General features: G+C 68.2%; 18 protein-coding genes and 1 pseudogene. 9 read left to right on the top strand and 10 right to left on the bottom strand.

What is annotated here, in order from left to right; all coding sequences use genetic code 11:
* Positions 1 to 5: 5 nt before the first annotated feature.
* A complete protein-coding gene (locus tag MMR14E_RS04025) occupies positions 6 to 1,004 on the bottom strand; it encodes a GNAT family N-acetyltransferase (RefSeq protein WP_331312918.1) in 999 nt (332 codons plus the stop codon).
* Between the two features lie 324 nt (positions 1,005 to 1,328).
* Positions 1,329 to 2,588: a glycosyltransferase family 4 protein gene (locus MMR14E_RS04020; protein WP_331312917.1), complete on the bottom strand. Its 1,260-nt coding sequence runs from the start codon at positions 2,586 to 2,588 to the stop codon at positions 1,329 to 1,331.
* A gap of 106 nt (positions 2,589 to 2,694) precedes the next feature.
* Between MMR14E_RS04020 and MMR14E_RS04015 the strand changes: the two are divergent.
* A pseudogene (locus tag MMR14E_RS04015) lies at positions 2,695 to 3,741 on the top strand (DUF1972 domain-containing protein); the annotation flags it as partial.
* A gap of 133 nt (positions 3,742 to 3,874) precedes the next feature.
* Positions 3,875 to 7,918 (top strand): autotransporter domain-containing protein, encoded by a 4,044-nt coding sequence (locus MMR14E_RS04010; protein WP_331312916.1) that lies wholly within the window; start codon positions 3,875 to 3,877, stop codon positions 7,916 to 7,918.
* 955 nt (positions 7,919 to 8,873) lie between these two features.
* Here the strand turns inward: MMR14E_RS04010 and MMR14E_RS04005 are convergent.
* From MMR14E_RS04005 to MMR14E_RS03995, 3 genes are all read right to left on the bottom strand, one after another.
* Entirely contained in the window at positions 8,874 to 9,761 is an 888-nt protein-coding gene (locus MMR14E_RS04005) for an ABC transporter permease (RefSeq protein ID WP_331312915.1), read from the bottom strand.
* On the bottom strand, positions 9,758 to 10,687 hold the full coding sequence (locus tag MMR14E_RS04000; RefSeq protein WP_331312914.1) for an ABC transporter permease: 930 nt from the start codon (positions 10,685 to 10,687) through the stop codon (positions 9,758 to 9,760). Before MMR14E_RS04000 ends, MMR14E_RS04005 begins: the two co-directional genes overlap by 4 nt.
* Positions 10,688 to 10,908: 221 nt before the next feature.
* Entirely contained in the window at positions 10,909 to 12,552 is a 1,644-nt protein-coding gene (locus MMR14E_RS03995) for an ABC transporter substrate-binding protein (RefSeq protein ID WP_331312989.1), read from the bottom strand.
* Positions 12,553 to 12,849: 297 nt separating this feature from the next.
* Here MMR14E_RS03995 and MMR14E_RS03990 point away from each other — a divergent pair, with 297 nt between their 5' ends.
* Genes MMR14E_RS03990 through MMR14E_RS03980 form a run of 3 tightly spaced genes read left to right on the top strand, consistent with a single transcriptional unit; the run spans position 12,850 to position 14,776 of the window.
* Complete coding sequence (locus tag MMR14E_RS03990) at positions 12,850 to 13,482, top strand: MotA/TolQ/ExbB proton channel family protein (RefSeq protein ID WP_331312913.1); 633 nt, start codon at positions 12,850 to 12,852, stop codon at positions 13,480 to 13,482.
* A 2-nt stretch (positions 13,483 to 13,484) separates the two neighbouring features.
* A complete protein-coding gene (locus MMR14E_RS03985; protein WP_331312912.1) occupies positions 13,485 to 13,955 on the top strand; it encodes a biopolymer transporter ExbD in 471 nt (156 codons plus the stop codon).
* Positions 13,952 to 14,776 (top strand): energy transducer TonB, encoded by an 825-nt coding sequence (locus MMR14E_RS03980; protein ID WP_331312911.1) that lies wholly within the window; start codon positions 13,952 to 13,954, stop codon positions 14,774 to 14,776. The genes MMR14E_RS03985 and MMR14E_RS03980 overlap by 4 nt, the downstream gene beginning before the upstream one ends.
* Before the next feature lie 99 nt (positions 14,777 to 14,875).
* Here MMR14E_RS03980 and MMR14E_RS03975 read toward each other — a convergent pair whose 3' ends face one another.
* From MMR14E_RS03975 to MMR14E_RS03965, 3 genes are all read right to left on the bottom strand, one after another.
* Entirely contained in the window at positions 14,876 to 16,009 is a 1,134-nt protein-coding gene (locus MMR14E_RS03975; RefSeq protein WP_331312910.1) for a LacI family DNA-binding transcriptional regulator, read from the bottom strand.
* Positions 16,010 to 16,119: 110 nt separating this feature from the next.
* Complete coding sequence (locus MMR14E_RS03970; protein ID WP_331312909.1) at positions 16,120 to 16,908, bottom strand: DUF1868 domain-containing protein; 789 nt, start codon at positions 16,906 to 16,908, stop codon at positions 16,120 to 16,122.
* 44 nt (positions 16,909 to 16,952) lie between these two features.
* Positions 16,953 to 19,304, bottom strand: coding sequence for a TonB-dependent receptor (locus MMR14E_RS03965; protein ID WP_331312908.1), 2,352 nt, complete (start codon positions 19,302 to 19,304; stop codon positions 16,953 to 16,955).
* Positions 19,305 to 20,344: 1,040 nt separating this feature from the next.
* Between MMR14E_RS03965 and MMR14E_RS03960 the strand changes: the two genes are divergently transcribed.
* Both MMR14E_RS03960 and MMR14E_RS03955 read left to right on the top strand, forming a co-directional pair.
* Complete coding sequence (locus MMR14E_RS03960) at positions 20,345 to 21,487, top strand: glycerophosphodiester phosphodiesterase family protein (protein WP_331312907.1); 1,143 nt, start codon at positions 20,345 to 20,347, stop codon at positions 21,485 to 21,487.
* Positions 21,488 to 21,583: 96 nt separating this feature from the next.
* Entirely contained in the window at positions 21,584 to 22,468 is an 885-nt protein-coding gene (locus tag MMR14E_RS03955; RefSeq protein WP_331312906.1) for a peptidylprolyl isomerase, read from the top strand.
* A gap of 123 nt (positions 22,469 to 22,591) precedes the next feature.
* Here the strand turns inward: MMR14E_RS03955 and MMR14E_RS03950 are convergent, their stop codons facing one another.
* Entirely contained in the window at positions 22,592 to 23,185 is a 594-nt protein-coding gene (locus MMR14E_RS03950) for a prepilin peptidase (protein ID WP_331312905.1), read from the bottom strand.
* 47 nt (positions 23,186 to 23,232) lie between these two features.
* Between MMR14E_RS03950 and gspG the strand changes: the two genes are divergently transcribed.
* Together gspG and MMR14E_RS03940 are read left to right on the top strand one after the other, a co-directional pair.
* A complete protein-coding gene (gspG, locus tag MMR14E_RS03945; protein WP_331312904.1) occupies positions 23,233 to 23,724 on the top strand; it encodes a type II secretion system major pseudopilin GspG in 492 nt (163 codons plus the stop codon).
* Between the two features lie 93 nt (positions 23,725 to 23,817).
* A complete protein-coding gene (locus MMR14E_RS03940; protein WP_331312903.1) occupies positions 23,818 to 24,489 on the top strand; it encodes a hypothetical protein in 672 nt (223 codons plus the stop codon).
* Positions 24,490 to 24,620: 131 nt separating this feature from the next.
* Here MMR14E_RS03940 and gspD read toward each other — a convergent pair whose 3' ends face one another.
* Entirely contained in the window at positions 24,621 to 26,792 is a 2,172-nt protein-coding gene (gspD, locus tag MMR14E_RS03935; RefSeq protein ID WP_331312902.1) for a type II secretion system secretin GspD, read from the bottom strand.
* Positions 26,793 to 26,928 lie beyond the last annotated feature (136 nt).

Raw genomic sequence — 26,928 nt, 5'->3', positions numbered from 1 at the left:
GACTCTCAGCGCAGGGCGAGCAGGGCCGGCGCGAGCTTCCGCAGCGCGGGCGTCCTGCTGTAGACCCAGAGCGGGTCGTGCTGGACCACGTCGGTGCACAGGCCGCGCTTGAACTCGAAGACGGGCCGGTTCGCCGCCGGATCGATGCCGCCGAAATCGAAGACCCGGCAGCCCTCTTCCTTCGCCCGCTCCACGAAGCGCCAGACAGCGAGGGTCGCGGCACCCGTCGCGCGGGCCCGCTCGTTCGAGGCCGTGTAGAAATCCGTGCAGCGGCTGTCCGACAGGTGCGCGATCCGGACGAGGACGCGCTGGCCGTTCTCGCGGACGTCGAGGAACAGCAGGTGATCGTCCTCGGCCGCGATGTCGCGGTAGGCCTGCGGCTGCAGCGTCGTTGCGAAGCCCTTGCGCTCGCGCAGGGCCGCGAACATCGCGGTGAAATCGTCGAAGGCCTCGAGGCGCTCGGCCCTGTCCTCGAGGAAATGCGTCGTCACCTCGGCGTTGCGCTCGGCCTTCCGCAGGGCCTTGCGCCAGCGCGGCTCCATGCCGGCCTGGATGGCGTCGAGGTCCTGGGTCAGGTCGAGCTCGAGGGTGTGGTCGGGCGCGCCGATCACCGGTGCGAAGCCGTGCATCAGCAGCGCCAGCGTCGCGTCGCGGCTCTCGAACTGCTCGTAGTCGACGGCGAGGAGGTCGAGCCGGCCGAGCGCGAGGTGGTCGATGAACGCGCCGAACACCGCCTCCGCGCGATGCGCGCCCGCGGCGGTCAGCAGCGGGCCGCCCTGGACGTGGATGAACCGCGCCGGCCCTCTGCGGCGCGTCTGCCACTGGACGAAGGCGAGGTCCGCGCCGTCGCCGGACACGACCGCGCGCCGCACCTCCAGGCCGCGCCGCGCCTTGTAGGTGCCCCAGGGCGTGGCGCAGTAGATGTTGGCGCCCGGGCAGGCCCAGACCCGCCGGTCCCAGTCCAGGGCATCCGCAGTCTCCTGAACTGCGAGCTTGGCCGCCATGTCGCTCCCCGTCCTCGCTCCTCGCCCGGCCCGGGCAGGGTGTCGCGGGCCGCACGCCTCATCGGTCAGGCGCGCCCGCTTTGCATCCTCGCGGAGCCGATCGTCCACAGGGTGACGGAGGCCGAGCGGGTCTGTGCCCGCTGCGTCGATGAGGGGACGCGCCCGGGCCGGTCGCCGCGCGGTGCCTGCGGCACGCTCGGCCGCGGCGCTTGGCCACGGACCGCGGGCACTCGGAAGGTCACACCGGTCTCGCCCCGGGCAACCGCGTCCACGGCCGGCGCCCGGTCCGGACCGACGCCGGTCCGGCTGTCACCGACGGGATTCCTAGGCGGCCGGTCGCGCCGGCGCCTCCGCGGCGCGCGACGGGTCCGTCGCCGGCGGACGGCGCAGCGTGGTCCGGACCATGGCCTCGATGCCCTCCGCGGCCGAGGCCTCCGAGAACAGGCTCAGGTAGCGCGCCCGGGCCGCCCGGCCGAACTCGCGCCAGCGCGCCGGGTCCGCGACCAGATCCGCCAGCACGGCGGCGATCGGCTCCGGGCCGCCCGGCGGGACGATCCAGCCGGTCTTCCCGTCCTCGACCACCTCGGGCAGGCCGCCGATCGCCGTGACGAGCGGCGGCACGCCGTAGGACATCGCCTCGATCGCCACGCGGCCGAGGGATTCGGGCCGCTGCGACGGCATCGTGACCACGTCGGCCCAGCGGTAGAGGGAGGCGGGATCGGCGACGAACGGCTCGAGCGTGACCTGCGCGGCGAGCCCCGCCTCGGCGATCCGCCTGACCAGGGCCTGCTCGCGGGCCTCGTCCTCGAAGGCGCTCCCGACGATGCGCAGCGCGATCCGCCGACGGACGGGCTCCGGCAGGGAGGCCAGGGCCTCCACGAGGACGTCCTGGCCCTTGATCCGGCTGATCCGGCCGAGCATCAGCACCCGGAGCGGGCGGCCGCCGTCGTAGGCGCTCCGATTGGGCTCGTCGGGACCCGCGATCCCGTTGTAGACGACCCGGGCTGTCGAGCCGGGGGGCAGGGCGTAGGCCCGCTCGGTGGCGCGCGAGTTGAACACCACGTTGGCGCCGCTCCAGCGGATCAGCCCGCGCAGGACCCTCAGCACGGCGCCTTCGGGGATCTCGTGGACGTGGACGATGCTCCGACCCGGCGCCAGGCGGGCGGCCAGCAGGTAGTCGGCCACCACGGTGGTGTTGATGTAGACGAGGTCGCTCGCGCGGATGCGGCGCCATGCACGGAACATCGCGATGGGCAGGGCCATCAGGCCGAGGGTTGCGAGGCACGCCAGGTTCTTGCGCCGCAGGATCCAGAGGGGCGCGATCACGATGTCGCTGGCGAACGGCGCGAGAGCGGCCACGATCGGCCCGTGCCGCGGCAGCACGACGTCGATCCGCGCGCCCGGATGGGCGGCCCGGATCGTGCGGACGGTCTCGATGAAGCAGCGATCCGAGCCGTACAGCTCGAATCCCTGGTGGACGCACGTGATCCGAAGCCCCGCCGCGGCGTTGCCGATGGCCCGCGGCGCGGGGGCCGCAGCACGATCGCTGTCGCGCGCTGCCGCAAGTCTCGAACTATCTACCATAAGATGATTTCTGTATTGAATAAACAACTAGCAGTTGTAGTCTGTGGGCGCTGCGATTGTATCCTTCGGGTTTACAATAGGGCCGAAGGATTGGGAAGGAAGGTTCATGCCTGACCGCGCACCGAAACTACTTATTCTCGGCACGCGCGGGATCCCGGCCGCCCACGGTGGTTTCGAGACTTTCGCGGAACGTCTCGCACTCTACTTGGCCGGGCGCGGCTGGCAGGTCGGCGTGTACTGCCAGCGGGATGTCGAGACGGTGCGGGAGCGCATCGCCTGCAGCACCTGGAACGGCGTCGAACGGATCACCGTGGAGATCGGCCTGCGCGGCCCCGCGGCGACACTCGCCTTCGACGCGATCTGCGCCCACGATGCCGGGACTCGCGGGGGCGTCTGCCTCGTGCTCGGCTACAACGGCGCCGTGTTCCTGCCCTACCTGCGGGCGCGGGGCGGGCGCATCCTGACCAACATGGACGGGATCGAGTGGCGCCGGCCGAAATGGTCGCTGCCCGTGCGCGCCTTCTTCTACGTCAGCGAGTGGATCGCCGCGTGGTCCTCGCAGCGCCTGGTGGCCGACCACCCGGTCATCGCCGATCACCTCGCGCGTCGCAGGCCGCGCGGCGCCATCGCCACCATCCCGTACGGCGGCGATCCCCCGGCCGCGGATGTCGGGCCGCCGCCCCTCGGCCTCGCGCCGGACCGCTACCTCATCTCGATCGCCCGCATCGAGCCGGACAACAACATCCTGACGCTCGTCGAGGCCTTCTCGCGCCGTGCCCGCGGCGTGCGGCTGGTGGTGCTCGGCACGCTGCGGGTCGGCAACCCGTACCATCGCGCCGTGGAGGCGGCCGCCTCGCCGGAGGTGCTGTTCCCCGGCGCCATCTACGAGCCCGAGCAGGTCCAGGCCCTGCGGGTCCACGCGCGGGCCTATCTCCACGGCCACACGGTAGGCGGCACCAACCCGTCGCTGGTCGAGGCGCTCTGGGCGGGCAACGCCGTAGTCGCCCACGACAATCCGTTCAACCGGGGCACGGCCGGGGACGCGCAGTTCTATTTCTCGGATCCGGACAGCTGCGCGGCGGCGATCGAGCGCGTGCTCTCCGACGCGGCCGCGCAGCTGTCCGGATCCGAGGCGGTCAGCCATGCCATGGCGGTGGCCGCCCGCAACCTGAGCCTCGGGCCTGGTGGGCGCCTGCTCCGCGTGGCCGACGAGTTCCCGTCCCTGCGCTTCGCCTTCGACCGGCTGGCCGACCGGCAGGGTCTGGTGGTGGAGGAGGTCCCGCGTCGTGCTCGCGGGCGGCACCCTCGCGGTCTCGCGCGACGCCAACCTCGGCGCCGCCAGCGGTCCCCTCGCCTTCGACGGCGGAACCCTCCAGGTCACCGGAACCGCCTTCACCGCCACGACCCGGCCGATCACCTGGGGCCGGAACGGCGGCGGCCTCGACATCGCCGACCCCGCCAACACCTTCACCCTCACCCAGGCCCTCGCCGGACCCGGCGGCCTGACCAAGCGCGGACCCGGGACCCTCGCGCTCTCGGGCGCCAACACCTACACCGGCCCCACCACCCTCGCGCAAGGCACCCTCTTGGCTCAGGGCGGGCAGGCCATCGGCGATCGCAGCGCCGTCGCCATCGCGGCCGGCGCCACCCTGGCCCTCGCCGACAGCGAGACCGTCGGATCCCTCGCCGGGCAGGGCCGCGTCGCCCTGGGCTCCGCCCGCCTCAACGCCGGCGGCGACGGCACCTCAACCACCTTCGCCGGCACCCTCGACGGGACCGGCGGCCTGACCAAGGCCGGACCCGGAACCCTGACGCTCACCGGCGCCAGCACCTACTCCGGCGGCACCACCATCGCGGCCGGCACGCTCGACCTCACCGCCACCGCCAGCCTCCTCGCCCCGCTCGTCAGCCGGCCCGACACCGCCCTGATCAATGCCGGGACCCTGGCCGGTGGGCTCACCAATGCCGGGACGGCTTTCAATAGCGGCGCCATCACGGGCGGCGTCACCAATATCGGCAGCCTGACCACTTCCGGCACGGCGGCGGGCGGGCTGACCAACACCGGCACGGTGCTGGCCAGCGCCGGCCGGATCGACGGCGCCATCCGCAACGACGCCGGGACCTTCACCGTCTCCGGGGCCTTCGCCAGTGACGGCACCTTCGCCAACGCCGCCAGTGCCGGCTTGGTCGTGACCGGCGCCTACACTCTCGTCGGGGCGCTGACCAATGCCGGACTCGTGACGCTCGCTCCGACCGCCAGCCTCACGGCGCCCGCAGGCGTCAACAGCACCGGTACCCTGGCGAGTGCCGGCACGATCGCCGGCCGGGTCCTCAACAGTGGCTGGCTCACGACCAGCGGGATGATCGCCGGCAGCCTCACCAATGCCGGCGTGGCGACCAACAGCGGCACCGTCACGGGCGGCGTATCGAACACCGGCACGCTCACGACCAGCGGAACCATCGCCGGCGGCCTCGCCAATGCCGGTCCGGCGATCAACAGCGGCTCTGTCACGGGCGGCGTGTCGAACAGCGGCCTGCTCGCCACATCCGGCACGATCGCGGGCGGGCTGACCAACACCGGCACCGTGACGGCCTCCGCCGGCCGGATCGACGGCGCCATCCGCAACGACGCCGGCACCCTCGCCGTCACCGGGGCGGTGGCCAGCGACAGCACCTTCGCCAACGCCGCGGGCGCGACGCTCGCGGTCACTGGCGCCTACAGCCTCAGCGGGCCGCTCATCAATGCCGGCACCGTCACGGTCGTCCGGACCGCGAGCCTCACGGCGCCCGCCGGCCTCGGCAATGCCGGCAGCCTCACGAATGGCGGGACGATCACCGGCGCGGTCGCGAACACCGGCTGGCTCACGACCAGCGGAACCATCGCCGGTAGCCTCACCAATGCCGGCCTGGCGATCAACAGCGGCTCTGTCACGGGCGGCGTGTCGAACAGCGGTCTGCTCGCCACATCCGGCACGATCGCGGGCGGGCTGACCAACACCGGCACCGTGACGGCCTCCGCCGGCCGGATCGACGGCGCCATCCGCAACGACGCCGGCACCCTCGCCGTCACCGGGGCGGTGGCCAGCGACGGGACCTTCGCCAACGCGACGGGCGCGACGCTCGCGGTCACTGGCGCCTACAGCCTCAGCGGGCCGCTCATCAATGCCGGCACCGTCACGGTCACCGACGGCGGCCGAGTCCTGGCCGGCGGCATCGCCAATGCCGGACTGCTCACCGTGGCGCAGAATGCCAGCGTCGTTGACGATCTCCTCAACACCGGCCGCCTCGTGAACGCCGGCAGCTATACCGCCGATGCCGTCAACGCCGCTGGCGCCACGCTCGTCAATACCGGCACCTTCACCACGGTCTCCGCCCCCTTCGCCAATGCCGGCACCCTGATCAGCTCCGGCACCCTCACGGGTGGGCTGGCCAATACCGGCGTCGTTCAGGCCTCGGGCGTGCTCGCGGGCGCGGTGAGCAACGCCCCCGGCGCCACGATCGCGCTCACCGGGCCGGCCGCCGGCATCACCCGGCTGACCAACGACGGCAGCCTCGACCTCGGCCGCACCGACCTCGCGGTCGGCTCGCTGGCCGGCTCCACGCCCGAGGCCGTGCTGGGCAACGGTCAACTCACCGTCGGCGGCGACGGCGCCTCCACTCTCTATGCCGGCCGGATCGTCGACGGCGCCACGCGGACCAGCCTGACCAAGGTCGGGCCCGGAACCCTGACCCTGTCGGGGCTCAGCACCCTGTCCGGGCCGGTCCGTGTGCTCGGCGGCGAACTCGCCGTCACCGGGGCCCTGCCCAACGCCGCCCTCGCGATGGGGCCCGGCAGCCTGCTCACCGGCGAGGCCCGATTCGGCGGCGTGAGCCTCGGCACCGGCGCGACGCTCGCCCCGGGCATCGGCGCAGGGGCGCCGGGCCGGATCAGCGTGGCCGGCAATCTCGTCCTCGCGCCAGGGGCGCTCTACCGAGTCGACGCCACCGCGGACGGCCGCGCCGACCGGGTCGACGTCGGCGGCAGCGCCACGGTGGCGGGCGCCACCGTCCAGGCGGTTGCCGGGACCGGCCACTATGCCCCGCGCACCCGCTACACGATCCTGACCGCTTCGGGCGGCGTGCAGGGGCGGTTTGCCGGGGTGAGCAGCACCTTCGCCTTCCTGACCCCGTTCCTGAGCTACGCCCCCGACGCGGTGACGCTGACGCTGGCACGCAACGACCTCGACTTTTCCGCGGTGGCGCGGACACGGAACCAGCGCGCGGCGGCGGGGGCCGTGCAGGCGGGGTCGGTCGGGTCGCCGCTCTACGACGCGGTGGCGATGCTGTCGGCGCCGCAGGCGCGGGCAACCTTCGCCGCGCTGTCGGGAGACGGGCATGCCACCCTCGCCTCGACGGTGTTCGCCAATGCCGGCCTTCTGCGCGAGGCGGTGCTCGACCGGCTGCGGTGGGACGCGGCGCCGGCGACACGGCCGGGCGACCTGCCGGAGCCGGCCGTGAGCCTGTGGGGGCAGGGGCTCGGCAGCGTCGGGCACGTTCGCGCGGACGGCAACGCCGCCGGGCTGTCGCGCAACAGCGCGGGCTTCCTGCTGGGTCTGGACGCGCGAGCCGACACGCCGCTCGGTGCCCTGCGCGTGGGCGCGGTCGGCGGCAACCTGGAATCGAGCTTCGCCAGCCCGGCCCAGGCTCAGACCGGCGCGCTGACGAGCACGTTCGGCGGCGTCTACGGCAGCCTGCAGGCGGGATCGGCCGCGCTGCGGTTCGGCGCGCTGGCGGCGGACGATCCGGCCCAGCTCCGGCGCGGGGTCGCGTTCCCGGGCCTGTCGGACAGCGCCACGGCGCGGATGAGTGGGCACAGCGTCCAGGGCTTCGGTGAGGCGGGCTACCGGATCGGCTTGAGCGAGACGGTGGACCTGGAGCCGTTCGCGGGCGGGGCGGTGGCGTCGGTCACCCGCGAGCGGTTCGCAGAGCGGGGCGGTGCGGCCACGCTGATCGGCTTCGCGCATGACCACACGGTGCCGAGCGTCGCGATGGGCTTGCGGATGCAGGCGCAACTGGACCGCGACGGATCTGCGCCGGCCTTCGTGCACGGGATGGTCGCCTACCGGCGGTCGTTCGGCGACCTGGCCCCGACCGTGCCGCTGGCATTCCGGGGGACCGGGGCGCGGTTCGCGAACCGGGGCCTGCCGCTCGACCGGGACGCGCTGGTCAGCGAGGTCGGGCTCGGGCTGACGCTCGCGCCGGGCCTGAGCGCCGGGCTGTCCTACACCGGGCAGATCGGGGCACGCGCTCAGGACCACGCTGCCAAGGGAAGCCTCGTGTACAAGTTTTGAAAAATCAGTCGTCCATCGGACCGCGCTTCGGAGGGCGTCCTGGAATCCTTGCTGGGCGCCTGTTCGGCGCACCGAAAATCTGGATGGGGGCGACACACGCCCTGGTCCGGATCTTGGCGATGGTCGGGACAGAGATGACCTTTGGCGGTGGAGATGCACGACATAGTGCGGGGGCAGAGCAGAGCAGGGGAGGGCGCCGAGCGCGCGCACGATGGACAGCAGGCACGGCGTGGCATTGGGAATCATTCGACAGATAAGAAGGTCTTGTCCAATTCGGATCTAGAACCTGATGCCGCAACGATTATATTCGCATAACAAACATTATGGAACTAGAGAATATATTATCGATAACGCACTTTCGTGCTGCCCTCCATCTATAAGGTCTGCCCCCGTTCTGAGCAAACACTTCGCGTCCTTGGCCGAAGCGATAGGGGAGGACACTCCCGCTTATCGCAGCGCCCTCCCCTCCCCTGCTGACCTCCGCCTGCCTTCAGCGCGCGCCGGGCCATGTTACGATCGGAGGTAGATCGAGGATCAGGCCCTCGCTGAGGACCTATCGCGAGCGGCCATTTTCGCCTCGCTGCGCTCCCTCAACCGCACCGAGGGTGTGGCCAAGAATGGAGCGGGTGAAATTTACGAAAAACGAGATATTCCGGTCTCGTTCGATCAGTCCCGATGCAATACCGATCAGGCGGATCTAGCACCATTTCCGAGAACACTTCCTGACTGCCGGATAGCATCGGTATGGGGCCCCGGTCGGCTTCCAATCGCGCTTTAGCGATGGCTGGCTCTCTCAAGGCAGTTGCGTGAACTGACCGGGCCGGGAGAGCGGCATCCACCCTCCTTCCGGGTTCAGGATGCCCGAAAAACTTGCGCTCGGCGCGGACCAGTTTGCTGGGTCGGGGTCAAACCGAGGGGGATGGACCGAAAGGGGCGTCCTGTTGTGGCCACGATTTTACCCGGACCTCGCGTCAAGACCGTCTCGCAGCCAGTCCCCCACGATACTGACGGCTAACGTCGTCAGCACGATGATCAGTGCGGGCAGCATCAAGATCCACGGCGCGCGCGTGAGGTATTCGCGGCCATAGCCGATCATCGCGCCCAGGCTCGTGAGCGGCGGCTGCACGCCGAGGCCCAGGAACGACAGGGCGCTCTCCAGCATGATGACCTCCGGTATGACGAGCGTCATCAGCACGATCAGGGTCGCGACGACGTTGGGCAGGATGTGGCGCAGGTAGACGTGGAGCGGGCGGGCGCCGAGTTGCCGGGCGGCGGCGACGTAGTCCTGGGCCTCCGCGGTGAGCGCCAGCCCGCGGGCGATCCGCGCGTGGCGCTCCCAGCCGCAAAGGCTCGTCAACCCGATCGCCGGCAGCAGGCCGTGGCCCAGGACTGCCATGACCGTCAGCGCGAAGATCGGGAACGGCACCGCCGCCTGGACATCGGCCACCGCCAGGATCGCCTGCTCGGTGAGGCCGCGGCGATGGGCAGCCAGAAACCCGAGGCTCGTCCCGATGCCGGCCGAGAGCAGCGACGCAGTCAAGGTCAGGAACAGCGAGATCCGGATGGATGCGATCAGGCGCGAGAGCACGTCACGCCCCAGCGCATCGGTGCCGAGCCAGTGGGCCGAGAGTCCGGCGCCCGTCAAAGGGGGTAACAGACGCGCCCGAAGATCGACGGCGAGGATGCTGTAGGGCTCGATCACGTCCGCCAGGGCGGCGACCATGAGCATCAGGGCAAGCCATGCCAGGGCGATCCGCACGGGGTAGTTGAGCCGCGCCCGCAGCGATCGGATGGCGCAGGGCAGCGGGGAGCCTCGCTCGGCGTTGGCGGTCCGGTCGCTCATCGCGGCGCCGCCCGAGCCAGCAGGCGCGGATCGAGCAACCCGTAGAGGAGATCGACGATCAGGTTCGCCGTCACCATGGTGGTGGCAGTCAGCAGCAGAAGGCCTTGTACGACCGGCAGATCGCGGCTGGCCACCGACACGACGAGGAGCCGTCCGACACCGGGCCAGGAGAAGACGCTCTCGACCACGACGGATCCGGCCAGCAGCGACCCGACTAGGAAGCCGCCCAGCGTGACGAGCGGGATCGCCGCGTTGGGCAGGGCGTGGCAGCGGATGATTCGCCCCCATGGCAGCCCCCGTGCACGGGCCGCGCGGATGTAGGGCTGCCCGAGGACCTCCAGCATCGCGCTGCGGGTGAGACGCGCGACGACGGCGGCGCCGCCGAGGCCGAGGGTCAGGACCGGCAGCACCGCGTGCCGCCATGTCCCCTGGCCCCCGGAGGGGAACCAGCGCAGCTCGACGGCGAAAACCAGCACGAGGATGAGGCCGAGCACGAAGCTCGGCACCGCGAAGCCGAGGACCGCGAGCGTCGTCAGGACCCGGTCGACGAAGCGCCCTCGGTTCAGTGCGGCCGCGATCCCCGCGGTCAGGCCCAGGCCGAGCTTGAGCGCGAGCGCCGGCAGCATCAGCGCCAGGGTCGCCGGCACGCGCTCGGCGACCAGTGCCATGGCCGGCCGGCCGTCTCGCATCGACGATCCGAGATCACCGCGGGCGACGGTCGCGCCGTAGGTCACATATTGCTGCCAGAGCGGGGCATCGAGGCCCCAGGAGGCCCTGAACGCCGCCACCGCATCGGGCGGCGCGTCGTCGCCCATGATCAGGAGTGCCGGATCGCCGGACAGGCGCAGGCCCACGAAGGCGAAGGTGACGACGAGCAGGATGGTCAGCACCGCCCGCGCGAGACGTGGGGCGAGGAACCGGATCACGCGGCCATCCTCCGCGCGGCGCTCACGCGCGCGGCATCCCAGCGGGTCCTGTCGCGGTGACCGTGAGCGGCGGCAGGTTCGGCCGAAACGCGACGAGCCCGCCGGCCCGGCACGGGGCGATCGCGTCCGGAGACCGGGGACGACAGGCGCGGTTCGGCGAGAGTCCGCGGAACCGATCTGCAGTGCTCATGGCGCACGATTGCGATCACCGCAGGCCAACCTCAGGCGCGCGGGCCGCAATTGCCGGGTCTGAAGTCCATGGCGAAGGCCGGAGAGGCCTTCCAGCGGATCGCCCTGCGCTTGGCCGTGAAGGTCGCGTTCTGGTGCAGCACCGTGTAGGCGGGATCCTCGCGCTCGGCGATCGTGAGCAGCCGATGGAAGATCGACCGGCGCCGGGACTGATCCGTCGAGCGCTCCAAGTCCAGGCAGAGGCGATTCAGTTCCGCGTTGGCGTATTCACCGAGCTGCTGCTGCTGCCCGTTCGGCCCATGCTGCGCGACCAGGGACGAGACCGGATCGTTGAAAAGCGCCGAATTTGACCAATCCCGCAGGGCCCGGTCCGCCGACCGCTCCATGACCTGCTGGGTGTTCTCTTTCATGCGGATCTCGACGTTGAGACCCACCTGCCGCCACATCTCGACGAGAATTTGAGCCGTATCGACCTGGTTCGTGTAGTAGTTCGGAAGCAATCGATACGGGATCGGCTCGCCCCGGTAACCCGCTTCCCGCACCAGGTTACGGGCCAGGGCGGGGTCGTAGGCCGGCACCGACCAGTCCGCGATGTACAGATCACCGTAATGCGGCCATTGCAGCCCCTTGGGCACCGAGGTCCGCCCGGCCCAGAGCGCCGCCACGATCGCGTCGCGATCGATGGCATGGGTCAACGCCCGGCGGATCCGCGGGTCGGCGAGAACCGGGTGGGTCTTGTCGAAGACGAGGATGCGGTGGTTCCTTACCGGGCCGCCTTGCACCTCGAAGGCGGGATCACGCTCGATCCCGGCGATCTGATCCGGCGGGATATCGCAGGCGAAGTCGTATTCGCCGGACAGGAGGCCGTCGATCCGTGCGGTCGTCTCGGGGACCTCGACGAATCGAATGCGCCGCAGAGGGGGACGGCCTCCCCAGTAGGCGTCGTGAGCGTCCAGGATCAGGTGCCGGTCGGGCTCGTAGGCGGCGACCCGGTAAGGTCCGGTGGTGATCGGGTTGCGTGCCCATTCCAGGTAGCTGCCGGCTTCACGGAACCCGCGCTGGCTGGCGATCTCGCCGCCGTACCGCCCGATCCGGCCTTCGAAAGCGATGTCGGGCGTCCCGTTGACGAAGCGGACGGTGTAGCGGTCAACGACCTCGACCGAGACGAGCGCCGGGAACGCCCGCCGGGCCACCGCCGGCACCTCGGGTGGCGGCAGCTTGCCGGTCAGATAGGTGGTGGGGCGCTCACTGACCCGCAAAGTTTCTCCGGTATCCGCAACGGTGTCGCCGAACATCCGCTCGCGACCGAAGCTGAAGGCCACGTCCTCGGACGTCAGTTCGTCACCGTTGTGGAACCGCACGCCCGGCCGCAAGGTGAACTCGATCGTGCGGTCGTCGAGGTGGCGCCAGCGCGTTGCGAGACCCGGCATCGTCCTGAGATCGCCGCTCCAGTCGCGTCCGATCAACGATTCCCACAGGGACGAGAAGAAGATCCGTTCGCCGACATTCGACTGCTCGCGCAGGACGTCGAGCGTGTTGGTGTTCGCGATCTTCTGCACGGCGACTGCGATCGATGGACGGTCCTCCGACCGTCCGATGCTGATGCGAGGGAGCGCACCAGCGCCCGCGGCGGCGGCAAGCCCACCCAGCACGGTGCGCCGCCCTAAGACCGTCATCGCATCCTCTCTGGCCATGTCGCTGTAGCTCGGCACATTCTCGATCCATCTGCGGTTTCCGGCCCCGCGGATCGGTTCTCGGCACGACGCACCATGAGACGACCCGGCTACGCTTGTGTGACGGCGGGCCGACGCGCTTCCGCCTCGATCCGGCATGACGCGCTGCAAAATCCGGGAGCGCCGCCGGATTTTTGCCGCAGGAATGCCCGTTTCTCGCCTTAATAGAACGTTCCAATAGTCCGTGGACCGGACGGACCACACAATTTAGCCACGAACGTAAAAACCGGGGATCGTACGATGGACCCAGCAAGCCTGTCGCCGTCAGCCATGTTCTTCCAGGCCGGACCGGTCGGGAAGGCTGTGATCATCACGCTCGCCGCCGCATCGGTGTGGTGCTGGGCGCTGATCGCCGAAGGCATCTACACCACCTTCCGGCTCCGCCGGTCGCTGAAGGCCCTGGAGAAGGGCACCGTCTCCAAGTTCCTGAGGCCGGTCCTGGACGCCGGGACGCGGGCGGCGGCCGTCACGCTGCCCGACGAAAGCGTCGGGGACATCCGCCGGCGCACCATCGAGGCGATGAACGGCGCCGCCACGCAGACCATGATCGCCACCGAGGGCGGATTCTCCAACCTCGCGGTGATCGCCTCGGTGTCCCCGTTCGTCGGGCTGCTCGGGACGGTCTGGGGCATCATGAGCAGCTTCATCAGCATCGCCGCCTCGAACGACACCAGCCTCGCGGTCGTGGCTCCCGGCATCGCCGAGGCGCTCGCCACGACGGCCATCGGGCTGATCGCCGCGATCCCGGCCGCCGTCGCCTACAGCCGGCTCGGCGCGATCCTGGGCAAGCTGTCCCAGACGCTGGCTCATCTCATCGAAGCGCTCTCGGTCGACCTGATCGCCAAGGGCCGCCTCACCGTGAAGGAGGCCTGACGATGGCCTTCTCGACCAATTCCGGCGGGCCTTACCGGCCCTCCGCCGACATCAACGTCACCCCGCTGATCGACGTGATGCTGGTCCTCCTGATCGTGTTCATGGTCACGGCGCCGCTGATGACCACGGCCATGAAGGTCAACCTGCCCCAGGCGCAGGTCGCCAAGCCGATCGACCCGAAGGAACCGGCCGTGATCGCCGTCGGCAAGGACGGCAAGCTGTTCATCGGCAAGGACGAGATCGAGCCGGACAAGCTCGTCCCGGCCGTGGTCGCGGCGGTCGAGAACGACCTGTCGCGGGTGATCCATCTCCGGGGGGACAAGGAGGCCGCCTACGGTGACGTCGTCAAGGTGATGGACCTCCTCGCGCGGAACGGCATGACCCACATCGCCATCATCACCACGAAGGGCGGCGCGGACCGGTCCGCCGACGCGGGGCGCGCACCCGCCGCGGCCGGGAGTGCCGCGCCATGAGCACGATGGTGCTGACCGGGGGCGATTCCTTCGCCCTGTCCCTGCCGCGGCAGGCGGATTCGAAGGCGCTGGTACGCGGCGCGGCGCTGGTGGTGGCGCTGGCGGTCCACGCGCTGCTGTTCGTCGGATCGGGACCGCAACCGCAGCCGATCGCGCCACCGGCCGTCGAGACCCTCGAACTCAGCGTCGTCGCGCAGGGCGACGCGACCACCGACACTGCGGCGGAGACGCAGAGCGCAGCCGAGATGGCGCCCCCGCCGGAGCCCGAGGTTCTCGAACCGCCGAAGGAGCCTGAGCCCCCGCCGGTGATCGAGGAGGCGCCCGTCAGGGAGGATCCGACCGCTCTGGCGATTCCGGTGCGCAAGCCGGAACCGCCCAGGCCGCCGGAAGTGCGGAAGCCACCGGAACCTCGCCCGGTGCCGAAGCCCAAGGTACTGCCGAAGCCCAAGGCGCCGCCGAAGGCCGATAAGCCGAGCGCGGCGAGCGTGGCGCAGCACAGGGGACATTCGGGTGCCGAGCGCGGCGTGCAGGCCAATGCCAGCCAGTCGCTTGCCGATTACGGCGCCAAGCTGAAAGCCGAGATCAACCGGCACAAGGCCTATCCGGCGGCGGCCCGCGACCGGCACGCATCCGGCGTCGTCCTCGTGACCTTCCTGGTCGGTCCGTCCGGCCGTGTCTTGTCCGCGTCCGTCGCGCGGTCGGCGGGGGATGCGGCCCTGGATCAGGCCGCCGTGCAGGCGGTGCGTTCAGCCAGCCTGCCGCCACCGCCGGGGGGACATTTCGGCGGCCGCATCGCCATCGACTTCACCCTGAAGCGATGAGGCGAAGGGCTGCGCATCCCATCGGAAGCCCGGCTGATCGCTTCGGGTCAGGCCGGGCTTCCGTCACAGATGCGATCGATCAGCCGGATCGCCGGCGTATCACGACGCGCCGTCGCGACGGGCTGTGATCCGTCCGGCGCTGGGGCGATCGACAGCGTCACTGCGCACCTGACCAGTCGAGTCGCGGATCACGAGGCGGGCGGAAAACAGCCTCTGCGCCAGGTCGCCCGGCGCGCGCGCGCCCTCGATCACCTCGACCAGGGTCGCGAAGGCGAACCGAACCATCTCGAGAGTCGGCACCTCGATCGAGGTCAGGCTCGGGATCGTGTAGGCCCCCTGCACGAAATTGTCGAAGCCGACGACGCGGATATCGTCGGGCACCCGCACGCCGCGGTCGTGCAGCGCCTTCAGCACGCCGAACGCCACCCGGTCGTTGGCCGCGACGATCGCGTCCGGCACGATCGCGTCCGACACGATCGCGTCCGGCTTGGCCGAGCGGTCCAGAAGATCCAGCGTCACCCGGTAGCCGCTCTCGGAGTTCCAGTCACAGGGGACGACGAGGTCGTCGCAGGGCGGCAGCCCCGCCTCCGCCAGCGCCTCGCGATAGCCGCGCAGCCGTTCGGTCACGGTGCGCAGCCGCCGCCCGTCGCGCTCGCCCTTGAAGAAGCAGATCGCCCGGCTGCCCGTCTGCGCGAGGTAGCGCACGGCCTCGTAGACCGCGTCGCGCTCGGCCCGCACGGCGAAGTGCGTGCCCGGCACGTCGAGGCCGAACACCACGAAGGGGAAGCGTTTGGCCTGCAGCATCGCGATCAGCGGGTCGTTTCTCCGATCGGCGAAGACCACGATGCCGTCGACCCGGGCCTCGCTGACGAGGCTCGAGATTCGGGTGAGCCCGTCCGGGTCGTCGCTGTTCCAGCGCCGATGGGTCAGGGTGTAGCCGTGCTGGTCGGTCACGGCCGCGAAGGTCTGAAGCACGAGACCCTGGTGGGTCTCCTGCATCAGACCGGATGTATCGTCGTAGGGTTGGGCGCCCACGGAGAACACGCAGGCGATGCTCCGGCTCGGCTTCTTGCGCAGCGAGCGGGCCGCGAGGCTCGGCACGAAGTCCAGGTCGCGCATGGCGGCCTCGATGGTCTCGCGCGTGGTCCGGGCGACCTTCTCGGGATGGTTCAGGACCAGGGACACGGTCTGGAAGCTCACGCCGGCCCGCCGCGCGACGTCCTTGATCGTCATCTGACCCATCGTCACCCACGCCCCGGTCAGCGGCCTCGACAGGCCTCTCGGGAGGCCGAGTGCCGAGTCACGCCCGGGTATCCAAGCACTGTTACTACCGATCTCCCAGGCTAAAGCTCGACGGGCCGGAGATAAAGCCTCGGATTGAACGCGAACATATCCTTGAACACGCAGAACGCCGGGGCACCGAGTTCGAGCACGGGCATCGCCGCGGCGAGACGCTCCAGCGACGCGCGGCGAACGGCGCGGTAGCGCGCCGTTTCCGCCTCGGTGAGCGGGGCGATCGCGTAGGTCTGGGTGGTGTGGAACTTGTAGGCTCGGTGATTCGGCTGGCGCAGCTTGAGCACATCGGCCAGCCGGTCGCGCAGCTGGCGCAGCCTGCGATCCTCCTCGTCGTCGACCGGCATCAGGTAGATCCCCGCGCCGGGCCGCATCTCGACATTGCCCGGGCCTTCCATGACCCGCATCCGGAAACGCGGCGCGCCGCCGAGATCGAAGGCTTCGAGCTTCTGCAGGAAGAGGCGGTCGCAGGCTTCGAGCGGGGCATCGGGGCTGAGATCCGAAGGCCAGAAGCCCGGCCTGCGCTCCGCGTCCACAACCCCTTCGAACACCGTCATGTGGTAGCTGGAGGGCGGCGTGAAGGTGAATTTGTGGGCGTAAGGCTCTGCTTCGAGGGCGGCGCGGAAGGCCTGGAGCGGGGCCATGGCGGGATGCTCCGACCCGATCGGGCAGATGATGGTGTTGCCCGGAAACGGCAGGACCCGGCCATCGGCCGCGAACTTCTTGCCGATCCAGGGGAATGGCCGCTCAGGATCGTTGCCGGCGACGGCCTCCGGCCATCCGGTCAGGCAGCCGATGGCCGCGGTCGCGGAGAGGCGGAGAGCGTGCCGGCGCGTCATCCTCAGGCCTGACGTCGATGAGGAGAGAGGGTCACGGCGCATGACTAGAAGTCCAGGCTGAGGCTGGCGACCACCGAGAAGGGCGCCCCGAGATAGAAGGTCGGCGTACCGGCCGAGGTGATCTGGATGCCCGTACTGTTGCCGGGATTGATATACAGGTACTTGGCGTTGAGCACGTTGGTCAGGTTGAGCTTGACGGTGCCGTCCTGCGCCCCCGGTATCCCGTCGAGGAACGCCGTCCCCTTGAGCTTGTAGGCGAGGCCCAGGTCCACGGTGGTGTAGCCCGGCAGGCGGATGTCGTTGGTGAGCGTCGCGAAGACGGAGCTGGTGTACTTGGCCCGGGCAAAAGCCGAGAACGGTCCGTCCTCGTACAGCAGCGTCGCGTTGGTGATGTATTTCGGAGCGTTGAAGTACTGCTTGCCCTTGGTGGGCAGCGCCCGGCTGCCGTCCTCGACCCTGAGGTTCGTGTCGAGGGTGTCGTCGTTGATCGCCTGCGAGAGCAGGACGCTCCAACCCTCGTAGGGCTTGGTGCCGACCTCGAGCTCGGTCCCGACCGCCGTGGTGCTGCCGATATTCGTGTATTTGCTGCTCAGGAGATCGTTGTTCTTGATCGTGACGGCGATCCGGTCACTGTACTTGATCAGGAACGCGGTGGCGTTGAAGTCGAACACATCGCCCTTGTAGCGGTAGCCGGTGTCGAAGCTGAGCGACCGCTCGGGCTTCAGTTCGTCCACCGTGACGGTGTTGGTCGCGGGGTTGACATGACGCCCGTCGGCGAGGTTCGGCGGGACGCGGGCGCCCGCGGACACGTTGAAGAAGATCTGGTCCGCCGCGTCGAGATCGTAACGCACTCCGAACGACGGCAGGAAGAACGCGTAGTTACGCTTCACCTTGTAGTCGAGATAGGCGTCCTGCACGCCGCTGCTGCCAGCGGGCAGGTTGTGGAAGGTCCGGGCATAGAGCCGCTCCTTCCCCGAGATGTCGATGTGCAGCCTGTCGTCGAGCAGCGCGATGCTATCGGCCAGCGACAGGGCGCTGTTGTAGTAATCCGTCACCCAATCACGGTTCGTCACGATCCGGCCGCCGTAGCCGCGGAGCAGGTGCGACTGGAAGAAGATATCGGCGATCGAATTGCTGAACGGATCGATCTGCTGGAACGGATTCAGCTGGTGCTGATGGGTATACTCGCCCCAGAGGCCGCCGGTGATCGTGTGGTCTCCGAAGTGGCCGGTCAGGGTCGCGGTGTTGCCGACCCGGTCGAAATTGCTCTGGCTCATCTGGACCAGCAGGGCGTTCGTGCTGGCCGTACCATAGGCCGTGAACGCGCCGATCGGGCCGGCCATGAACCTGTTGCGGTAGCCGCCCTCCTGCAGCACGGTCTCGCTCGTGCTCCCGGACTCCTGATGCAGGAAGTAGGGCGTCACTTTCAGGTCGATGGTGTCGGTCAGCGGGAACTTGCCGTCGACCGACGCGAAGGCGTGCCGACCCGGCTCCCACTGGTAGGGGCCGTAGCCGACATTGAACGGGGTGTAGGGCACGGCCGCGGTCGTCGCATTGAACACGGCGCGCGGGCCGGTCAGGATCGTCGGTGGCACCGTCAGCCAGCCGTTCCGGTAGCCGTAGGTGCGATACTGCGCCTGGGAGATCGGCCGAATGTACGTGTTCTCGAAGTGGTTGTAGAAGCTCGTGAAGCTCAGGCTGCCGCCCCCTTCGAGTTTCAAATCGAAGCGGCTGTCGACGTGGTGCCGGTCAGCGCCTCCGGGACCGGCGAAATAGTCGGATTGCGCGTGCGAATAGGAGACGTAGCCCTTCATCGCGTCGTCGAACATCGCGCCCGTATTGGCCCGCAGGAAAGTCTTGAAATTGTTGTAAGACCCGACCGATTGCGACACGGTGGTCCCGGGTTTGTCGGTCGGGGCGCATTGCTGCATCTTCACCTGACCGCCGATGGCGCCCTGCTCGGCGATGGAGCCGGCGCTGGTCCCCTGCTGAACCTCGACCGCGCAGAGGTTCTCCGCATCCGTGTAGATCTGCGGCAGGACCGCGAAGGTGCCGGAATCGTTGAGCGGCACGCCGTTGAGGGAGAGGCCGATCTGGGTGCTGTCGAAGCCGCGGATCGAGTATCCGCCGCCGAACAGGCCGGACGCGTCGCGCGAGTAGGAATTCACGCCCGTCACGCCGCCGATCTGCTGGGCGACATTCTGGGTGCTCGGCTGGCGGGCGATGTCGTCCTGGCGGAGCGCGGAGGCCGCGACGGTCCCGTTCTGCTCGGACAACAGCGGCGTGCCTCGATCGCCGCGGCCGCCCTGGTTGGCAGCCGCCTCTACTGAGACGGTGCCGAGATCGTTGACGCCCTGCCCGAAGGCAGAACCCTGGAGTGTCAATGTGGCCGCCATCACACCGAAGACACCTATATGGAACGTTCTAATTTCGTCCAGCACGTCTTTCTCCAGTCCGCCCCGCGCAAGTCATTCCAGGATCAATGGTCGCGTCGAAGCGACTCAGCCGCGCTCGAACGATCCTACGCGCTCATTTAGAACGTTCCAACAGGTAGCAGGTGAACTGTTAGCTTTTGTGACAACGTTCGTCGAGCACGAGGATCGGCGCCGTCCGGCCGTGAGTGCTACGTTGTCAGTTGGCCGATCTCTCACGGTTCGGTCAAAGACTGAAAAAGCCTGATCAGAGGCCATCGCGGCAGGTCAGCGCGACATGCCTTGCAGGTTCCGTGTCGGCCCGCAGCTCCGGTTCTCCTTAACAGAATATCAGAGCAGCACTCCAGTGGGGCGATTCAGCTTCGGACGGCACAGCGGAGTCCTCGTGATGGGCGCGTAACAATCCCCCTTCTCTACGACATACCTGTTGCCCGGAACTTCCAATGTTTTCGCCGAGCTTCAAGCCCGAAGATGTGGTTACAGGAAACAACCACTCTGCCAACCGCGCCACGATCGTAAGTCGATCGGTCAAGGCTCGCCTTCCTCGTAGCCCCGCAAGCCTGTCGTATGACGACACGAGGCTCGCGAAACTTCGGTTCACTAAGTGTATCGAACGCCATTCGATCATCGCGGCGACTCTTCCTCATATTTTGTCGTTTTGAAATCTCTTTACTTAGAATGCTGAAAATCTCTGTATCAATAATAAATCTAGAGCCGGCTAATACCGAAAATCTTTCCGAATGTGTAGACTTTTCCGAGGATCCGATCTAGAACGCGCCGTCGTTTTGGAACGTTCCAACAGCGGCCTGTCACGGCTTCGCGTCCAGTTTCACAGCTGAACCCGATGACTTTTGTTTGATCAACATCTCACTGGCGGGATCATCGATATGACAGCGATATTCAATGCTGTTCGATACAGCTTGGGCGCCGCGGCAGGCGCAGCCATGCTCCTCTCTTCGCAAACGGTCTTCGCGGCTGACTGTTCGGTCTCCGGATCGCAGCGGATGAAGGAGATCCTGAACACGTCCTCGACCTCCGATACTCTCGTGCTGGCGCATCGCGGCTATTGGGGCAAGTACGTCAGCACGTCCGGCGGCACGTCGAAGGTGCCTGAGAATTCTACCGGTTCTCTTTACCTCGCGAACTCGGCCTGTTTTGACGGCGTCGAACTGGATGTGAAGATGACTTCGGACGCGGTTCCGATTCTCATGCACGATTTCAATCTGGGCCGCACGACCAACGTCTATATATACGGACAGAACAAGTACAATCCCAGCAACAACACCGGACACAACCCAGCGGTCAGCAAGCTGCCGTGGAAGGGCCTGATCGAAAGCCTCCGACTGCTTTACCCGGACCGCAGCGACGTCTCGGCGTTTTACGTTCCCAGCGTATCCGAGATCTTCAATACCCATAAAAATAGCGGCTATACCGTACCGATGATTTTTGACACCAAAGATGCCGCCTCCGTCAAAGCCATCAATGATCTCGCGGCGAAAACCTACGCACAGCCCGGCACCGTCGTGGCCGTGAAGGTCAACGCCACCCTCTACACGTCGCCGGACTCGTTCTCGAAAGATGCTCCCAAGATCACGGCTATTCCGGTCTTCACAACCAACATGCTCGGCAAGATCAATGTGCCGTCTGTCCGCGCCGACTGGCAGAAGAGCGTGAAGACGATCGAGATCAACGTCAAGGAGAAGGACGGGCTGCTGCAAGGCCAGCTGGACAACGCCAAATCGGCCGGCCAGCGCATCGGCGTGTTCCAGGCGATTCCCGACGGTCCCGGAACCGGTCAGTTTTACAGGAACTACGGGGCCTGTTGCTATACGCTTTCGGATCTATACTACAACGGCAAGGATCTCGCGTCCGGAAAGACGGTCAAGGACACGGCCGACAAGCGTGGCGACATCGCCTATCTGATGGACCAGGGCTACGGCCTCATCACCACGGACGATCCGCGGACCGTCGTGGCGACGCTGTCGACGAACAGCCGCCGCAAGTCGCATACCGGCTCGGTGGCCAACATGGATGAATCCACCATTCCGGCGGATGCGAAGGTCAATTCGACGACAGCAGACAGTTCTCAGAAGGCCTCGAAGGACGATACCACCGATACCGATCCGGATATCTACGATCAGGAGTAAGGCGCGGATCGCTTCGAACATTTGAACGAGCGGGGCCGGGGCCGTTCTCGCACGGCCCCGGTCAGCATCGAAACCGTTGCGGATCGGCGATCGGCCATGATGATTCCCAGACTGTCCTTCTCCATCGGCCTGCTGCTCTCAGTGACCGCCCTTGATCCCGTCAGGGCCGATCCGCCGTCGGCCGCCCTGTCCACCGACCGGTCCACCGCCCCGTCGGCCGATGCGATCCGTGCACGCCTGATCGAGGTTTATCGGCACCAGCCGGACCTGTCCTGGATTCTGAAGGCGCCGCCCGTCTATGCCCGGCACCCGCCGACGGCCGACGAGGCGGCCGGCGCCGACCGCCTCGCGGCCCTTGCGCGGGCTGCGCGCCGCGATGGCTTGGACGGCGCTCAGCACGTCGCCGTCGAACTCGCGGCCGCCGAGACGCTGGTGCTCGCCGAGGCTCAGCGTCAGGCGATCGCCGCCCGGATCCGCATCTCCGACGACGAGATCGATGCACGCATCAGGGAACAGCCGGATCTCTATGACGAGTACCGGATGAGCCATATCTTCGTCGCGGTCGGTGAGACGCCGGATCATGCGAATCGATCCGACTCGGAGGCTCTGCAGCGGGCTCAGATGCTCCGCGGCCGGCTTGAGAACGGCGAATCGTTCCAGAGCCTCGCGGTGGCCGAATCCGAAGACCGGTCGACCGCCGCCGAGGGCGGCATGTTGTCGTCGATCTTCGGCGTGTACATGGACGATGTCTTCTTCCCGATCGTGCGCAAGCTCGCCGAGGGACAGGTCAGCGCGCCCGTGCGTGGACCGCAGGGCTACCACCTGATCCGCCTGGAGCAGCGTAGTCCATCGCGCCCGGAACGCGTCCGCTTCCTGGCCGAAGAGGCCCTCCGTGGCGAGCGCTTCGCCCGGGCCGTCGAGGCCACGGTGCAGGCCGCGGCGACACGGCCGGATCAGCGCTCGGCCGACGGACGGCGCTAGAGCATCCGCTCGAGCGTGGCTTCGGTCTTCATAGACATGGACGATGCGCAGGCCTCGTCGGTGTTCAAAGGCGATCGCTCCGGCCGCTTCCAACGCCACGCGGAGGCTCGTGGAACGCCGCGATCAGGAGAGGGCACGCCCCGTGGTCATCGCCCGGAACAGCCAGATGAGCAGCATCGCCGCGGCGAGGAAGCAGCCATACGGAGCCCGCATCCGCGAGACGCGCCGCGACGGACGATGGGCAAGGCGGAGCAGAACGAAGCCCAGAGTGAGGACAGCGCCCAACCAGAGCGATGCGGCCACGTCATCGACGCCGAGCAGGAAGCCTTCCGCCGCGACGAGTTCGATGTCGCCCGATCCGATCCCGTCGACATGCCTGACCTGCCGGTAGGCACGCTGGACCAGGATCAAAATCGCCACAAACGAGGCGCTTGATGTAATAGAACACAACAAATCTTTCAGAAAATCGCTCGAATATATTGTAGCATCTATTATACCGACGGCAGATAAACAGAAAATGTCACGGCGATCGATGACGCACAGCTTCAAGTCGATCAGCATGATGCGATATGTGACTGCCGCGAGGGCTGCGCCGATGATACATGTCGGCGCAGCGCAGCCGGCGATGTGAGTCGCGGCGGCCGCAATCAGGGCCGCCGCAGCCGCTGGCCGGCGCAGATCCTTCGGCGCACGCGGCGCCAGACTTGTAGGGCGCACGTCCTCGACCTCCTCGAAACCCGATCGATGGCCCGGAGAAACAACCGATGCTGACCCAGCACATCGTCAACGGTTATGCCTGCGTCACGCGCACCTGGATCGGCCTCGTCGAAGCATCGCATCGATCTCGGCGCCTGCGGCGCGGCTTCTCGCTGGTCGAGATCCTGGTGGTTCTCGCGATCATCGGTCTGCTCATGGGCCTCGTCGGACCGCAGGTCTTGAAAGTTCTCGGCGACGCGCGCGGCAAGACCGCCAAGGTCCAGATCCACAACCTTGGAGAGGCGCTCGACGTATTCTATCTCGATGCAGGCCGCTATCCGACGCCCGAGGAGGGCTTGGACGCCCTGCTCCATCGACCGCCGGAGGTCAGCGGTTGGAACGGTCCCTACGTGAAGGGCGCGACCGTGCCCAAGGACCCGTGGGGCCGCTCCTACGTCTATCGTGTGCCGGGGCGGAACGGCGAGCCTTACGAGATCACGTCCCTGGGGCCGAGCGGACGCGCGGACGACCGCACCGAAGCGCTCGCGGGCGGCCGCTGACGGCCGCGGCACCCGCGACAGATGGGCAGACCCATATCTATCCGGGGATCCTCTATCCGGGGAGCGCGGGGTTTCGCCCTGCCGCTTGTCCTCGTGACGGTCGCGACCTTCGCGGCCGTCGGCGTGGCGATCATCCCGCAGGTCGAGGCCCGCAGGGCACAGGCGGAGGCCCGCGAACGGCGCGCGCAGGAGGGATATCTGCTCGATGCGGCCGTGGCGCGGGGCCTTCTGAGCCTCCTGAGTCCGGACGATCCGCTCGAGGCGGTCCTGGACCGGGATGGACGCGCGCCCTGGCACTTCGCAGATCGCGACCTCGTCATCGAGATCCGCCCGGAGCGCGGCAAGCTCGACCTCGAACTTGCGGAGCCGCGCGTCCTGGCCAGTCTGCTCGATCGGTTGCTCGGCCCGTCCGTCGGCACGGCCGCGCTCAGCGCCGTTTCGGCGAGCCGGCGGCTCGGCCGCGTGCCCGCGACACCGGACCTGATCCTGCCGTTGTCGGAACGGGCCGGATATCGCGGCGCCCTCTTGCGCGATCAGCTGACGGTGTACGGCGGCCGCAAAGGAAGCGAGCAGGAGGGCGGTGCGGCGGCGAAGCCCGCCGTCGCCGGCGGCGCGACCTCCATCGTCACGATCCGCGCCTGGCTCGCCGGACAGATCCGTGCGCGGGCCGAGACGGTCCTGGTCGATGCCGGCCGCCGCCGCTTCGTCATTCTCGACCGAGCGGATCTCATCCTCGAGGGTGGCCAGAGCGTCCCGGACGAGTGACGCAGCGGCGATCGACGCGCCCAGGGAGCGAGAGCTCCTCGCGAAACGCCTGCTGCACCCTCGCGGCCTGGAAGAGGTAGCCTTTCGACCGGGCGCCGCGCCACCACGCATGATCCCCGATCGGGCCCGCATCAGGGCACGACGTCAGCGCCGGCTTCGGCTGCCGGGTGCGGATGGCGCCGGGCGATGCGCTGCTTGATGACATCCGTCACCGCGCGGACCTCGGTCGGATTCTTCATGATCGTCGGGCGGATGATCACGATCAACTCAGTCCGCCCGCGCATGTTTTCGGCATTGCTGGTGAAGGCCTTGCCGAGAACGGGGATGTCCTTGAGGATCGGGATGCCGTCGTTCTCCCATTCCCTGTTGCGCTGAATGATGCCGCCCAGCATGATTTCCTCGCCGCTCTTCACCGCGACGGTGCTCATGACCTGACGCAGGCGGATGGTCGGCGAATCGAGCTTGGACGACGTCGTCGGCACGACGTCGCTGGCCTCCTGCTTGACGTCGAGGGTCACGAGGCCGCCCGCGTTCACCCGGGGCGTGACCTGCAGGATGACGCCGGTGTCCTTCATCTCGATGTCGTTGACGAGAGGCGCGTCGACCGTGGTGACGCTGCGCGAAGACCGCGTCGCCAGGGGAACCTGATCCCCGACCTTCAGGACGGCCATCTGGTTGTCGAGGACGGTCAGGGCCGGCGACGAGATGATCTCGACGTCCGTGACACTCTCGAGGGCGGAGACCACGACGCGGGCGCTGTGGATGCCGAACGCGTAGGTGAGGTCTACCGGGTCGCTGCCCGCAATGGTTCCCCCCGACTGTTCGGCTTCGTCGCGTTTGAGACCGTGCCCGCGGCTTCTCAGGAACCAGCGCACGCCGTGACGCAACGTGTCGTTCAGGCGGACCTCGAGGATGGTCGCCTCGATCATGACCTGCGTCGGCAGGACGTCGAGCCGGCGGATGGTGGCTGCCGTGACGGCATAGTCCTCGGGGCGGCAGACGATGACCAGCGAGTTTGTCGTGACGTCGGCCCGCACCTCGATCCCGTTTGGGCCCCGTGCTTCGCGCGAGGCACTCGAACCACTCGAACCACGTCCGCCCGCTCCGTAGGCATTGCCGCTGGTGTCGCGCGACGGATCCGATCCCTGGCCGGTCGCCACCGAGCCGAAGGATGCCTCGGGTTTCGTGTTGACCGTCTTCTGGCCGAGGGTCATGTCGAGCGCGGGCGCAGTGTTGGGCGTGGTGCCGAACATGCCCTGTTGCGGCCCGAGGCCGGGGATGCCGGGCTGGCCGGCATCCGCGTGGATCTGGCCCTGAAGCATCCCGTCCAGCAACCGGGTCAGTTCCGCAGCGCGGCGATTCTTCACCGGGTAGACGTGGATGCGGCGCTGATCCTGCCCGCTCTGGTCGAGACTGGCCGTCCAGTGCCGCACGCGCGCGAGCATGCCGGGATCGAAGGCGGCGACCATCACGGCGTTCATGCGCTCGACGGGGAAGATGACCACGCCCTGCGCGGTCCCTTCGGGTCCGAGCATGCGCACCAGATCCTGAGCCACCGGCGCGGCGCTCGCCCGCCGCAGGGGAATGAGGGCGTAGGCGCGGGCGCGCAGTTCGTCGACGTCGAGCGCCGCCACCGCCCGCTCGACAGTCTCGATATCGAGAGCGCGGCCGGCCAGGATCAGGAACTTTCCCGTGCCGCTGGCGAGCACGTCGGCCGCACCGCCGCCGACGAAGGGCTGAAGCGCCTGCTTGGCGTCCGCGACGTTGATGAACCGGAGCGGGATGACGCGCACGAGCTCGCGCGGCGTCGCGTTGCCCGGCGGCGGACCGATGCGCCAGACGTTGGCAGGCCGACTCAGGGTGGCGCCGGCACTGGCCAAAGCTTCCCGCACGAGCGTGAGTACGGTCTTCTTCGAAACGGGATTGTTCGTGCGCACCGTGATGCGCCCGCTCAAGGCCGGATCGATGATCACGTCCTCGTGGAGCACCTCCTCGAAGACGGTACGGGCGAAGTCCTGCAAGTCGACGTTGACGAAGTTCAGGCGGATGTCCGATCCGCCGGCAGCGACCTCGACGGCGCGCGGATCGCCGCCGCCTGTCATGACGGCCGGCGGCCTGCCCCAATCGACGAAACCCCGTGCCGCCGGCCGCCGCGTCGCGAACGAGCCGCGCTCGTCCGGGCGAGCGAGGGTGAAGTCCGGCGCCGATCCGCTCAGGAATAACGCCTCTTCGGACGGCTGCTGCGCTCCGAGGGGACCCGAGTAGCCGATAAAACCTGAATAGATCGCAGCTAGTGCGGACATCCATAGACGAAATCGACTCGCGCAACGCATAAAATCCACTCTATAGCCGGCTATAAGGCATAGATCGGTCTGCCGTCCGGGGCGGATGCCGACTTTTTCTGTGGGATAGCAAGAGAAATACTGAGCGGCGAGCGCT

This window comes from Methylobacterium mesophilicum, from assembly GCF_036441335.1.
Classification (GTDB): Bacteria; Pseudomonadota; Alphaproteobacteria; order Rhizobiales; family Beijerinckiaceae; genus Methylobacterium; species Methylobacterium mesophilicum_B.
The sequence above is the reverse complement of the archived record's forward strand: the minus strand, read 5'-3'. Positions and strand labels throughout refer to the sequence as shown.

Excerpts from the sequence above, each read along its gene's own strand:
- MMR14E_RS04025 (WP_331312918.1), bottom strand. The coding sequence starts at position 1,004 with ATGGCGGCCAAGCTCGCAGTTCAGGAGACTGCGGATGCCCTGGACTGG.
- MMR14E_RS04020 (WP_331312917.1), bottom strand. The coding sequence starts at position 2,588 with ATGGTAGATAGTTCGAGACTTGCGGCAGCGCGCGACAGCGATCGTGCT.
- MMR14E_RS04005 (WP_331312915.1), bottom strand. The coding sequence starts at position 9,761 with ATGAGCGACCGGACCGCCAACGCCGAGCGAGGCTCCCCGCTGCCCTGC.
- MMR14E_RS03995 (WP_331312989.1), bottom strand. The coding sequence starts at position 12,552 with ATGACGGTCTTAGGGCGGCGCACCGTGCTGGGTGGGCTTGCCGCCGCC.
- MMR14E_RS03990 (WP_331312913.1), top strand. The coding sequence starts at position 12,850 with ATGGACCCAGCAAGCCTGTCGCCGTCAGCCATGTTCTTCCAGGCCGGA.
- MMR14E_RS03985 (WP_331312912.1), top strand. The coding sequence starts at position 13,485 with ATGGCCTTCTCGACCAATTCCGGCGGGCCTTACCGGCCCTCCGCCGAC.
- MMR14E_RS03980 (WP_331312911.1), top strand. The coding sequence starts at position 13,952 with ATGAGCACGATGGTGCTGACCGGGGGCGATTCCTTCGCCCTGTCCCTG.
- MMR14E_RS03975 (WP_331312910.1), bottom strand. The coding sequence starts at position 16,009 with ATGACGATCAAGGACGTCGCGCGGCGGGCCGGCGTGAGCTTCCAGACC.
- MMR14E_RS03970 (WP_331312909.1), bottom strand. The coding sequence starts at position 16,908 with ATGACGCGCCGGCACGCTCTCCGCCTCTCCGCGACCGCGGCCATCGGC.
- MMR14E_RS03965 (WP_331312908.1), bottom strand. The coding sequence starts at position 19,304 with ATGGCGGCCACATTGACACTCCAGGGTTCTGCCTTCGGGCAGGGCGTC.
- MMR14E_RS03960 (WP_331312907.1), top strand. The coding sequence starts at position 20,345 with ATGAAGGAGATCCTGAACACGTCCTCGACCTCCGATACTCTCGTGCTG.
- MMR14E_RS03955 (WP_331312906.1), top strand. The coding sequence starts at position 21,584 with ATGATGATTCCCAGACTGTCCTTCTCCATCGGCCTGCTGCTCTCAGTG.
- gspG (WP_331312904.1), top strand. The coding sequence starts at position 23,233 with ATGCTGACCCAGCACATCGTCAACGGTTATGCCTGCGTCACGCGCACC.
- gspD (WP_331312902.1), bottom strand. The coding sequence starts at position 26,792 with ATGTCCGCACTAGCTGCGATCTATTCAGGTTTTATCGGCTACTCGGGT.